Here is an 11,549-nt window from a genome sequence, read left to right on the forward strand (position 1 = left end):
CCTCAAATGTACGCTTTAGTGAATGGCCGGATTTATACGGGATATCAGGTACTTGATGATCATGCGGTTCTGATCAAAGACGGACGGATTGCACAACTCTGCCCTGCCCGTCAGTTACCGGAAAATACCCCCCGCCATGACGTGTCAGGGGCAATCATCTCTCCCGGCTTTATTGACCTGCAATTGAATGGCTGTGGCGGTGTACAGTTTAACGATGAGTTATCCGCTCTGAGTATCGACACACTGGCGATCATGCAACGGGCCAACGAAAAATCCGGCTGCACCAGTTTTCTGCCGACTCTGATAACCAGTACCGACGAGATGATCATTAAAGCTGTTAAGACCATGCAGCAATGGCTGACGCAACATAAACACCAGGCGCTGGGGCTGCATATTGAAGGCCCCTGGTTGAATAAAATTAAAAAAGGGACCCACAACCCGGACTTAATCCGCCCCGTAACTGCAGAATTATTAAAATTTCTTTGTGATAATGCTGATGCCGTTAGTCAGATCACTCTGGCACCGGAAAATGTGAGCGCAGAAGACATCCGCGCCTTACGTAAAGCAGGTATTATCGTTTCAGCGGGCCATTCTAATGCCACTTATGCCAGGGCCATCGAGGGCTTCGATGCCGGCATTACCAGCGCGACTCACCTGTATAATGCGATGACAGCAGCCGCCGGCCGTGAACCGGGATTAACAGGGGCGATCTTTGACTCCCCGCAGGTCTACTGTGGTGTTATCGCGGATGGCCTGCATGTTCATTATGCCAATATTCGTAATGCCAAAGCCATCAAAGGTGACAAGCTGATGCTGGTCACCGATGCCACTGCCCCGGCCGGGGCCGATATTGAACAGTTCATTTTTGCCGGTAAAACAATATACTATCGCAACGGCTTGTGTGTGGATGAGCAGGGTACGCTAAGTGGTTCTTCACTGACCATGATTGAAGCCGTGCGTAATTGTGTTGAACATGCAGGATTCTCTCTGGAGGAAACCCTGCGCATGGCAACTCTCTATCCGGCCAGGGCTATGGGCGCAGAGGAACAGCTGGGGTCGATTCAGCAAGGCAAAGTAGCCAACCTGACTGTTTTTTCTCGTGACTTTACAATATTAAAAACTATCGTTAATGGTGACGTGGTTTTCAGCAGGTAAGTATTTAATGGGCACTGGCAGACAGACGCAAATTGGTAATATTGATCTTGTTAAGCAATTAAACAGCGCAGCAGTATATCGCCTGATTGATCAGGAGGGACCTATATCCCGGATACAGATTGCAGAAATCAGCCAGCTTGCCCCCGCCAGCGTTACCAAAATTACCCGCCAGCTGATTGAGCGCGGACTGATTAAAGAAGTCGAGCAGCAGGCATCCACCGGCGGACGACGGGCAATTTCTATTGTGACCGAAAACCACGGTTTCCATACCATTGCAGTACGTCTGGGCCGCCAGGATGCTACCCTGGCACTGTTTGACTTAGGTGGCGAATTACTGGCCGAACAACACTACCCTGTTCCATACAGCGAACAGGATGCCGTCGAAGCTGCATTATTTTCAGCTATCGATAGCTTTATGCAGCAACAGCACAGGGTACTGAAAGAAATCATTGCCATCGCCGTTATTTTGCCGGGCCTGGTCGATCCGGAACGCGGTGTAGTGCGCTTTATGCCACATATTGGTAAAACTCACTGGCCACTGGTGAAAAATCTGACCGCCCGTTTTAATATTGCCAGCTTCGTCGGCCACGATATTCGCAGCCTGGCCCTGGCCGAACACTATTTTGGCGCTACCCGTGATTGCGCAGATTCCTTACTGGTGCGTATTCACCGTGGAACCGGTGCCGGAATTATTGTGAACGGTAATATTTTTCTCGGCAGTAATGGAAACGTCGGGGAAATTGGCCATATACAGGTTGATCCTTTAGGTGAGCGTTGTTACTGCGGTAACTTTGGCTGTCTGGAAACGATTGCCTCGAACAATGCAATTACAGAAAAAGCACAGAAACTAATAGCAGAAGGCTATCCCGGTACGCTGCACCCGTCAGCCACCGGCATCGCCGATATCTGCCGGGCCGCCTGTGAGGGTGATACCATGGCCCGGGCGCTGATCACCGACGTGGGCATCCATCTGGGTAAAGCGCTGGCGATGGCCATTAATCTGTTTAACCCACAAAAAGTTGTACTGGCAGGAGAGATCACCGCCGCAGAAGAGATACTCTTCCCGGTGATCCGCAGCTGTATTGATAATCAGGCACTGAATGATTTTCGTCAGAACCTGCCGGTGGTACGTTCACAACTGGATAACCGCTCTGCTATTGGTGCTTTCGCGCTGGCCAAACGTGCGATGCTGAACGGCATCCTGCTGCAGCATTTACTGGAAGAATAATAACGTAATTTTGCAACTCTACTTGCGGATGGTAATGAATGACGATTAAGAATGTGATTTGCGATATTGACGGCGTTTTAATGCATGATAATACGGCCGTTGAGGGTGCTAAAGAATTTCTGCACGGTTTACTGGAAAAAGAAATTCCGCTGGTGGTACTGACCAATTATCCGTCACAGACAGAGCAGGATCTTGCTAACCGTTTCTCTTCTGCTGGTATTACCCTGCCCGAATCTGCTTTCTATACCTCGGCCATGGCCACCGCAGATTTTTTACGCCGCCAGGAAGGGAAAAAAGCCTATGTCATTGGCGAAGGCGCACTTATTCATGAATTGTACAAAGCCGGATTTACGATTACTGATATCAACCCCGACTTTGTGATTGTCGGAGAGACCCGGTCTTTTAACTGGGAAATGATGCATAAAGCGGCATTCTTTATCGTCAACGGTGCACGCTTTATTGCGACCAACCCTGACTCTCACGGGCGTGGTTTTGTCCCGGCGTGCGGTGCGTTATGTGCCGGTATTGAGCGAATTTCAGGGCGTAGTCCGTTCGTGGTCGGTAAACCCAGCCCCTATATTATGCGGGCAGCTCTTAACAAAATGCATGCCCATTCCGAAGACACGGTGATTATCGGCGATAATCTGCGAACCGATATTCTGGCCGGATTCCAGGCCGGTTTAAAAACGGTTCTGGTGTTATCGGGTGTATCACAGGCGGAAGATGTCAGTCAGTTACCCTTCAGGCCGGACTGGATTTATCCATCAGTCGCTGATATAGACCTGTTCTGAACCAGAGTATTTTCTGATAACACACCCGGTGCCGGTTAAAGATATCTTCAGGGTATCCGCTTCCGGCACGATTAATATACCCGAACCCGCTCATTCCTTGTCGGGCGAGCAGAGTATAAAAAACAGACGGAAAGGCAGTTTCTTTAAATTAAATTCAAAAAACACCCACAAAAACTGAATATTTTTTAATATTACAGCCCTGCAAACCACTATTTCCAATTTCAGAATTAAATGACTTGCCAACCTCCGGTGTAATAGCGCATTTTCTTATATATCGCGCCCGGACAGGCAGCTGTTAATCACTATTATTTATTCTGACAATATTACCGTCTATGCACTCAGGAGTAGCTTATGTGTTCGATTTTTGGGGTTCTGGATCTGAAAACGGATCCCGTTGAATTGCGTAAAAAAGCGCTGGAACTTTCGCGTCTGATGCGTCACCGTGGCCCGGACTGGTCAGGTATTTATGCTGATGATAATGCGATTCTGGCCCATGAACGCTTATCAATTGTTGACGTCAATAACGGAGCACAACCACTGTACAACGCAGCCGGTACCCACGTTCTGGCGGTCAACGGCGAAATCTATAACCATCGCGCACTGCGTGCAGAACTGAGTGACCGCTATCAGTTCCAGACAGACTCAGACTGTGAAGTTATTCTGGCCCTGTATCAGGAAAAAGGTATCGATTTCCTCGACGATTTACAGGGGATGTTTGCCTTCATTCTTTACGATAAAGAAAAAAACAGCTGGCTGATCGGCCGCGATCATATCGGGATTATCCCGCTGTATATTGGTTATGATGAGCACGGTAACCTGTTTGCTGCCTCTGAGATGAAAGCACTGGTACCGGTGTGTCGTACTATCAGCGAATTCCCGCCGGGAAGCTATATGTCCAGCACCGACGGAGAAATTCGTCAGTACTACCAGCGTGACTGGATGGAATATGACAATGTTGCTAATAACAAGACTGATGCGGCTGCACTGAAAGAAGCGCTGGAAGAGTCAGTGAAAAGCCATCTGATGTCAGATGTACCTTACGGAGTCTTATTATCAGGCGGCCTGGATTCGTCGATTATTTCGGCTGTTACCAAGCGTTTTGCGGCCAGACGTATTGAAGATCAGGATAAAAGTGATGCCTGGTGGCCTCAGCTGCACTCTTTCGCCGTTGGCCTGAAAGGCGCACCGGACCTGAAAGCAGCCAAAGAAGTGGCTGATTCGCTGGGGACTGTACACCATGAAATTCACTTCACCGAGCAGGAAGGGCTGGATGCTATCCGTGATGTGATTTATCACATCGAAACTTACGATGTTACCACCATCAGGGCATCCACCCCGATGTACCTGATGTCGCGTAAGATCAAAGCGATGGGCATTAAAATGGTGCTGTCAGGTGAAGGTGCGGACGAAGTGTTTGGTGGTTATCTGTATTTCCACAAAGCGCCTGATGCCCGAGAATTCCACGAGGAAAACGTCCGTAAACTGGCAGCACTGCATATGTACGATTGCGCCAGAGCGAACAAAGCCATGTCCGCATGGGGAGTAGAAGCCCGTGTGCCTTTTCTGGATAAAAAATTCCTCGATGTGGCCATGCGTATTAACCCGGCAGATAAAATGTGTGGCAGTAACGGAAAAATGGAAAAACACATTCTGCGTGAATGCTTCTCTTCCTATCTGCCGGAAAGCGTGGCATGGCGTCAGAAAGAGCAGTTTTCTGATGGTGTCGGCTATAGCTGGATCGATACACTGAAAGCAGTCGCGGCCAGCCAGATCACTGATCAGCAACTTGAGATGGCGCACTTCCGTTTCCCGTACAATACACCCGCGTCGAAAGAAGCCTTTTTGTACCGTGAGATATTTGAAGAGTTGTTCCCTGTTGCGACGGCCGCAGAATGTGTGCCTGGCGGTCCTTCGGTCGCCTGCTCCTCGGCGAAAGCCATTGAATGGGACGACGCTTTCAAAACCATGGATGACCCGTCAGGACGTGCCGTAGGCGTCCACCAGTCAGCCTACTGATTTATTATTCCCCTGTTTATCGGGCCGCGTTTTCGCGGCCTTTTTTATGGGCACCGTCCGGTGATTTACTGCAGTCCCGTCAGCGGACCGGAGCGCAGCTTAGCCATGATGGCACGGTCAGTTTCTCCTTATATCCCCCGCAGTTCGGTCTGATCCGCAGGATCGGGTAAAGCAACAGCACAAAACGACCAACAATTCACCATTATGGTTATTCACCATTCAAACAAACCCTTTCAGGTAAAAAACGTCAAAAAACTTGTTGACGATCATGGGTCAACTCCGCATAATGCGCCCCGCAACGCCGATGAAGGTAACGCAAAAACATACGTATGGCTACGTAGCTCAGTTGGTTAGAGCACATCACTCATAATGATGGGGTCACAGGTTCGAATCCCGTCGTAGCCACCATGTTTTGCGGGAGTGGCGAAATTGGTAGACGCACCAGATTTAGGTTCTGGCGCCGCAAGGTGTGCGAGTTCAAGTCTCGCCTCCCGCACCATTATCTTCAGAGTTTAGCAGGTGGGATATCGCCAAGCGGTAAGGCACCGGTTTTTGATACCGGCATTCCCTGGTTCGAATCCAGGTATCCCAGCCACATTGAAAAGCAGTAAACGGCTACGTAGCTCAGTTGGTTAGAGCACATCACTCATAATGATGGGGTCACAGGTTCGAATCCCGTCGTAGCCACCAAATAAAATTGGGGTGTCGCCAAGCGGTAAGGCACTGGTTTCTGATACCAGCATTCCGGGGTTCGAATCCCTGCACCCCAGCCAATTTTGAAAGCTCACTCCGGTGAGCTTTTTTCTTTTGTGTTTTTTACTTACTGTCAGCCCATAAAAAACGGTCCGCAGACCGCTTTATCTCTCGACAGAACACTCTCTGAATTGATCCGGGGCTATAACCCCAGCGCATAGCTGAGGGCTTTCTTTTTCAGCCAGCCACCACGCTGGGCAGCCATCAGGGCAAGGTTTCTCGCCAGCATTAACGGATGGCTCCGGTTACTGAATGCCAGATAGAAAAGATCCATTCCGCTTTGCATCAGTAAATTATCTTTGTAGCGTTTACGCTGATAACGGTTCAGCACCTCTGACTGCCACCAGTCACACCCCGCTTTTCGTGCTTCCGCCAGAACATCAATTAATCCGTCAACATCACGATACCCGAGATTAACCCCCTGCCCTGCCAGCGGATTAATCGTATGAGCTGCATCACCGACCAGTGCCAGCCCGGGACGCACATAACCGGTGGCATGTCGACGAGTCAGAGGGAATGCACCGCAGCCCAGTACTGTGACTTTACCGAGGCGGTCAGGAAAATGGCTGGCGACCTGCTGATTAAGCTGACTGAGCGGCAGCCTGGATAATTGCCGGATGCGGGCCGGGCTGTCATACCAGACCAGTGAAGCATAATTGTCATGTAATGGCAGGAATGCCCGTGGTCCCTGCGGCGTAAATTGTTGCCAGGTACTGTCACCGGGCGGATTTTCACATTCTGCCGAAATCAGCATACAGGATTGTGAATAATCCCAGCCATTAACCCCGATGCCTGCCAGCTGGCGAACCTTTGAGTTAGCGCCGTCGGCCCCCACCCATAACCGGGTGGTAAGCTGCTGACCGCTCTGCAGAGTCAGCTGCCAGTATTGGCCGTTGTAGCTGGCGGATGTCACGCTGGCCGGACACAGCAGGGTTATGTCCTGCGACTGCATTTTATGCCACAAGGCTGATTGCAGGACACTGTTCTCCACCATATAACCCAGCTCAGGCAAACCGAGTGACGCCGCATCAAACACCGCGTGGGCATTCTGCCATTCCCAGGTTTCCAGACGACGGTACGGAGTACAGCGCATCGCCTGCACGGCGTCCCAGACTTCAAGCTCTTTAAGTAACCCTACCGAAGCCGCCCCTATTGCCGAAATACGGACATCCGGCAGGCTTGCGGGATCAAAGGGACGCGGTAACTGGTGGTCTATCACCGCCACCCTGAACTGATGCCGTGCTAAACCACAGGCCAGAGCCGCACCGACCATACCCCCGCCGGTGATCACTACATCAAATTGATCTTCCTGCATGTGACTATCCTTCCCATGACTGATTACCCGCCATCATCCGGGCTACGTTAATCGCCACAGTGTACCGGAAAATCAAGTCACGATCAGAAAAGCCTCCGCACTGGTCACAACAGCAGCAAAGCATTACAATATGCCGCCTGCACATCCTTGCACTGAATTAATGGCCAGTTTGATGACAAAAAAATTGCACATAAAGACCTGGGGCTGCCAGATGAACGAGTACGATTCATCTAAAATGTCAGACCTCCTGAATACAACCCACGGCTTTACTCTGACCGAGAATGCGGAAGAGGCGGACGTATTATTGCTTAATACCTGCTCTATCCGTGAAAAGGCCCAGGAAAAAGTATTCCACCAGCTGGGACGCTGGAGAATTTTAAAAGAAAAAAATCCGGAACTGATTATCGGTGTCGGCGGTTGTGTTGCATCACAGGAAGGCGACCATATCCGCCAGCGCGCACATTATGTGGATATCGTGTTCGGTCCGCAGACACTGCATCGTCTGCCGGAAATGATCAACAGTGTCCGGGGTAACAAAAGCCCGGTAGTTGATATCAGCTTCCCGGAAATCGAGAAATTTGACCGTTTGCCGGAACCTCGTGCCGATGGCCCTACAGCCTTTGTTTCCATAATGGAAGGCTGTAATAAATACTGTACTTTCTGCGTGGTCCCTTATACACGTGGTGAAGAAGTCAGCCGTCCCAGCGATGATATTCTGTTCGAAATCGCCCAGCTGGCTGCTCAGGGGGTGCGTGAAGTTAACCTGCTGGGTCAGAACGTCAATGCTTACCGGGGCGAAAATTTCGATGGCTCGGTCTGTAGTTTTGCCGACCTGTTACGTCTGGTCGCTGCGATTGACGGCATTGACCGTATCCGCTTTACCACCAGTCATCCGATTGAGTTTACCGATGATATTATCGATGTCTATCGCGATACTCCGGAGCTGGTCAGCTTCCTGCATTTACCAGTGCAAAGCGGTGCCGATCGGATCCTGACGCTAATGAAGCGCGCACACACCGCGCTGGAATTCAAAGCGATTATCCGTAAACTGCGTGAAGCACGGCCGGATATCCAAATCAGTTCTGACTTTATTATCGGTTTCCCGGGTGAAACTCAGGAAGACTTCGAAAAGACCATGAAACTGATTGCTGATGTTAATTTTGATATGAGCTTCAGTTTTATCTATTCTGCCAGGCCCGGTACTCCGGCGGCGGATTTGCCTGACGACGTCAGCGAAGAAGAGAAAAAACAGCGTTTATGGATCCTTCAGGAACGGATTAACCAGCAGGCAATGGCCTGGAGCCGGCGTATGCTGGGGACAGTTCAGCGGGTACTGGTGGAAGGCACTTCACGTAAAAATCTGATGGAACTTTCCGGTCGTACCGAAAATAACCGCGTGGTCAATTTCGAAGGCACCCCGGATATGATTGGTAAATTCGTCGATGTTGAAATAGTCGATGTCTATCCTAACTCATTGCGTGGTGTCGCCGTCCGTACGGAAAAAGAGATGGAACTGCGCGTCACTGAGTCTCCGGCTTCGGTCATTGCCCGCACCCGTAAAGAAAACGAGACCGGTGTCGGTATCTGGCAGCCCTGATCCCGTTATCCGCTGCGGCAGCCTTCCGCTGCCGCAAAAAGCCTGCCTCCGGGGGCTGGATTTTTCTGATTCCGCCCCGATATCCTGATATACCATTTAATTTCTGACAAACAGCATCACTAGCGGCTATCCCCCTGTAAAACAGGCAGCATAGTGTGTTGTTGATTAACCGGCCCTCAGCGACCCATAGGATTACTTTGAATATCGAAACCCGCGAAATAGCCCTCGAACCAGCAGATAATCAGCGTCTGCTCAGTCTGACCGGCCCTGTTGACGATAATCTGAAACATCTGGAACGTCGCCTCGGGATAGAGATTAATCGCCGCGATAACCGTTTTACTCTGTCCGGCAAACCCCTGTGCGTGGATGCTGCGGAACATATACTGAAAAATCTGTATGTGGAGACAGCACCGGTACGCGGTAAAAGCAAAGAGATTGATCCGGAAGCTATTCATCTGGCAATCAAAGAAAGTCGTGTATTGGAACAGACCGCCGACAGTGTGCCGGATTACGGTAAGGCGGTTAATATTCAGACTAAGCGCGGGGTGATCAAACCACGCACCCCGAACCAGACGAGCTATATTGCCCATATTCTCGACCATGATATTACCTTTGGTATTGGCCCTGCCGGTACCGGCAAAACCTATCTGGCAGTGGCTGCGGCAGTCGATGCTCTGGAACGCCAGGAAGTCCGGCGCATCCTGCTGACCCGTCCGGCGGTTGAAGCCGGAGAGAAGCTGGGGTTTTTGCCGGGTGACCTGAGTCAGAAAGTTGACCCTTATTTACGGCCATTGTATGACGCGCTGTTTGAAATGCTGGGCTTTGAGCGTGTTGAGAAACTGATTGAACGTAATGTAATTGAAGTGGCTCCGCTGGCGTATATGCGTGGTCGTACATTAAATGATGCGTTTATCATTCTGGATGAAAGTCAGAACACCACTATTGAACAGATGAAAATGTTTCTGACCCGTATTGGTTTTAACTCCAAAGCGGTGATCACCGGGGATGTCACACAGATCGATCTCCCCCGTAATGCACGCTCTGGCCTGAAACACGCCATTGAAGTCTTATCCGGCGTGAAAGAGCTCAGTTTTAATTTCTTCCACAGTGAAGATGTGGTGCGCCATCCCGTGGTAGCACGGATAGTGGTCGCCTATGAAGCCTGGGAAGAAGCTGACCAGAAACGCCGTGAGCGGCAGGCTGAAGAGCGTAAAAAAGAAGCGCTTTCCCCCCCGCAGGAGAATGTATGAGCAGTAACGTAACACTTGATTTGCAGAATGCCTGTGAAAATACCCGCGGACTCCCGGATGAAGCTTCCTTTCTCCGCTGGCTGACGGCAACCGTCAGCCTGTTTCAGCCCGAGAGTGAGGTGACTATCCGGCTGGTAGATGAAGCAGAAAGCCACGAACTGAATCTGACCTACCGCGGTATGGACAAACCGACTAACGTGCTGTCCTTTCCGTTTGAGGCACCGCCGGGCATCGAGGATTTACCCCTGCTTGGGGACCTGATTATCTGCCGGCAGGTCGTCGAACGTGAAGCTGCGGATCAGCAGAAACTGGCCGAAGCTCACTGGGCACATATGGTAGTGCATGGTACCCTGCATTTGTTAGGCTACGACCACATCATTGATGATGAAGCCGAAGAGATGGAAGGCATTGAAACAGAGATAATGCTTGCTATGGGCTATCCTGACCCGTACATTTCCGAGAAAGATATGGATTAATCACCGGTTTCTGCCGGTCACCCTGCTGTCAGTGACGCCCCCTGACAGCATTTATTCCCCCACAGAGAGAACTAAATAAATACGCCATGAGCGATGACCATTCACAAAACAGCGATACCCCCGCCAGTAAAAAGGGATTTTTTTCTTTACTGATCAACCAACTGTTTCACGGTGAACCCCAGAACCGTGACGAGTTGCTGGAGCTGATCCGCGACTCAGAGCAGAAAGACCTGATTGATCAGGACACCCGCGATATGATGGAAGGCGTGATGGAAATTGCCGAGCAGCGGGTAAGAGATATTATGATCCCACGCTCTCAGATGATCACCCTCAAACAGGACCAGAGTCTCGAAGAATGTCTCGATGTTATCATTGAGTCTGCCCACTCACGGTTTCCGGTGATCAGTGAAGATAAAGATCATGTGGAAGGTATCCTGATGGCGAAGGACCTGTTGCCGTTTATGCGCAGCAGTTCGGCACCATTCAGTATCGCTGAGGTATTACGTCCGGTGGTTGTCGTCCCGGAAAGTAAACGTGTCGACCGTATGCTCAAAGAGTTTCGCTCCCAGCGTTACCATATGGCGATAGTGATTGATGAATTTGGCGGCGTTTCCGGACTGGTCACCATTGAAGATATTCTTGAACTGATTGTCGGCGAAATCGAGGATGAATATGACGAAGAGGATGCCAGCGATATCCGGCAGCTGAGTCGCCATACTTATTCCCTGCGGGCCCTGACAACTATTGAAGACTTTAATGAGTTGTTTGGTACCGGGTTTAGTGATGAAGAAGTCGATACTATCGGTGGCCTGGTGATGCAAAGTTTCGGGCATCTGCCGGCCAGGGGCGAAAATATTACGATTGACGGTTATCAGTTCAAAGTGGCAATGGCCGACAGACGTCGCATCCTCCAGGTACACGTTAAAATCCCGGATGATGCCACTCCTCCTCAACTTGAAGACGAATAA

At 50.4% G+C, this 11,549-nt stretch carries 9 protein-coding genes and 5 tRNA genes; 13 read left to right on the forward strand and 1 reads right to left on the reverse strand.

Annotated features, from left to right (window positions below):
• Positions 1-6 precede the first annotated feature (6 nt).
• The 9 genes from nagA to JK211_RS09345 all read left to right on the forward strand — a co-directional run bounded on the left by nagA (position 7) and on the right by JK211_RS09345 (position 5,963).
• The gene (nagA, locus tag JK211_RS09305; protein ID WP_212708403.1) at positions 7-1,155 is read left to right on the forward strand and encodes an N-acetylglucosamine-6-phosphate deacetylase; all 1,149 of its coding nucleotides are present in this window, start codon (positions 7-9) and stop codon (positions 1,153-1,155) included.
• 7 nt (positions 1,156-1,162) lie between these two features.
• On the forward strand, positions 1,163-2,383 hold the full coding sequence (locus tag JK211_RS09310; RefSeq protein ID WP_212708404.1) for an ROK family protein: 1,221 nt from the start codon (positions 1,163-1,165) through the stop codon (positions 2,381-2,383).
• A 38-nt stretch (positions 2,384-2,421) separates the two neighbouring features.
• The gene (locus JK211_RS09315; protein WP_212708405.1) at positions 2,422-3,174 is read left to right on the forward strand and encodes an HAD-IIA family hydrolase; all 753 of its coding nucleotides are present in this window, start codon (positions 2,422-2,424) and stop codon (positions 3,172-3,174) included.
• Positions 3,175-3,525: 351 nt separating this feature from the next.
• Entirely contained in the window at positions 3,526-5,190 is a 1,665-nt protein-coding gene (asnB, locus tag JK211_RS09320) for an asparagine synthase B (RefSeq protein ID WP_212708406.1), read from the forward strand.
• 331 nt (positions 5,191-5,521) lie between these two features.
• Positions 5,522-5,598, forward strand: a tRNA-Met gene (locus JK211_RS09325).
• A 6-nt stretch (positions 5,599-5,604) separates the two neighbouring features.
• Positions 5,605-5,689: transfer RNA gene (locus JK211_RS09330), tRNA-Leu, on the forward strand.
• A gap of 21 nt (positions 5,690-5,710) precedes the next feature.
• A tRNA-Gln gene (locus tag JK211_RS09335) sits at positions 5,711-5,785 on the forward strand.
• An 18-nt stretch (positions 5,786-5,803) separates the two neighbouring features.
• Positions 5,804-5,880: transfer RNA gene (locus tag JK211_RS09340), tRNA-Met, on the forward strand.
• An 8-nt stretch (positions 5,881-5,888) separates the two neighbouring features.
• A tRNA-Gln gene (locus tag JK211_RS09345) sits at positions 5,889-5,963 on the forward strand.
• A gap of 122 nt (positions 5,964-6,085) precedes the next feature.
• Here JK211_RS09345 and ubiF read toward each other — a convergent pair.
• Positions 6,086-7,258: a 3-demethoxyubiquinol 3-hydroxylase gene (ubiF, locus tag JK211_RS09350; protein ID WP_212708407.1), complete on the reverse strand. Its 1,173-nt coding sequence runs from the start codon at positions 7,256-7,258 to the stop codon at positions 6,086-6,088.
• A gap of 172 nt (positions 7,259-7,430) precedes the next feature.
• On the opposite strand from ubiF, the gene miaB reads away from it, so the two are divergent.
• From miaB to corC, 4 genes are all read left to right on the forward strand, one after another.
• Entirely contained in the window at positions 7,431-8,855 is a 1,425-nt protein-coding gene (miaB, locus tag JK211_RS09355) for a tRNA (N6-isopentenyl adenosine(37)-C2)-methylthiotransferase MiaB (protein ID WP_212708408.1), read from the forward strand.
• A 197-nt stretch (positions 8,856-9,052) separates the two neighbouring features.
• Entirely contained in the window at positions 9,053-10,105 is a 1,053-nt protein-coding gene (locus JK211_RS09360; protein WP_212708409.1) for a PhoH family protein, read from the forward strand.
• Positions 10,102-10,581: an rRNA maturation RNase YbeY gene (gene ybeY, locus JK211_RS09365; RefSeq protein ID WP_212708410.1), complete on the forward strand. Its 480-nt coding sequence runs from the start codon at positions 10,102-10,104 to the stop codon at positions 10,579-10,581. Before JK211_RS09360 ends, ybeY begins: the two co-directional genes overlap by 4 nt.
• 86 nt (positions 10,582-10,667) lie before the next feature.
• Positions 10,668-11,549 carry a CNNM family magnesium/cobalt transport protein CorC gene (corC, locus tag JK211_RS09370; protein WP_212708411.1) on the forward strand — a complete coding sequence of 294 codons (882 nt, stop codon included), beginning with the start codon at positions 10,668-10,670 and terminating at the stop codon, positions 11,547-11,549.

It is taken from the genome of Tatumella sp. JGM130 (assembly GCF_018257525.1).
Taxonomy (GTDB): Bacteria; Pseudomonadota; Gammaproteobacteria; order Enterobacterales; family Enterobacteriaceae; genus Tatumella; species Tatumella punctata.

Coding starts and splice junctions, on each gene's coding strand:
- miaB (WP_212708408.1), top strand. CDS start 7,431: ATGACAAAAAAATTGCACATAAAGACCTGGGGCTGCCAGATGAACGAG.
- ybeY (WP_212708410.1), top strand. CDS start 10,102: ATGAGCAGTAACGTAACACTTGATTTGCAGAATGCCTGTGAAAATACC.
- JK211_RS09310 (WP_212708404.1), top strand. CDS start 1,163: ATGGGCACTGGCAGACAGACGCAAATTGGTAATATTGATCTTGTTAAG.
- JK211_RS09315 (WP_212708405.1), top strand. CDS start 2,422: ATGACGATTAAGAATGTGATTTGCGATATTGACGGCGTTTTAATGCAT.
- nagA (WP_212708403.1), top strand. CDS start 7: ATGTACGCTTTAGTGAATGGCCGGATTTATACGGGATATCAGGTACTT.
- ubiF (WP_212708407.1), bottom strand. CDS start 7,258: ATGCAGGAAGATCAATTTGATGTAGTGATCACCGGCGGGGGTATGGTC.
- asnB (WP_212708406.1), top strand. CDS start 3,526: ATGTGTTCGATTTTTGGGGTTCTGGATCTGAAAACGGATCCCGTTGAA.
- corC (WP_212708411.1), top strand. CDS start 10,668: ATGAGCGATGACCATTCACAAAACAGCGATACCCCCGCCAGTAAAAAG.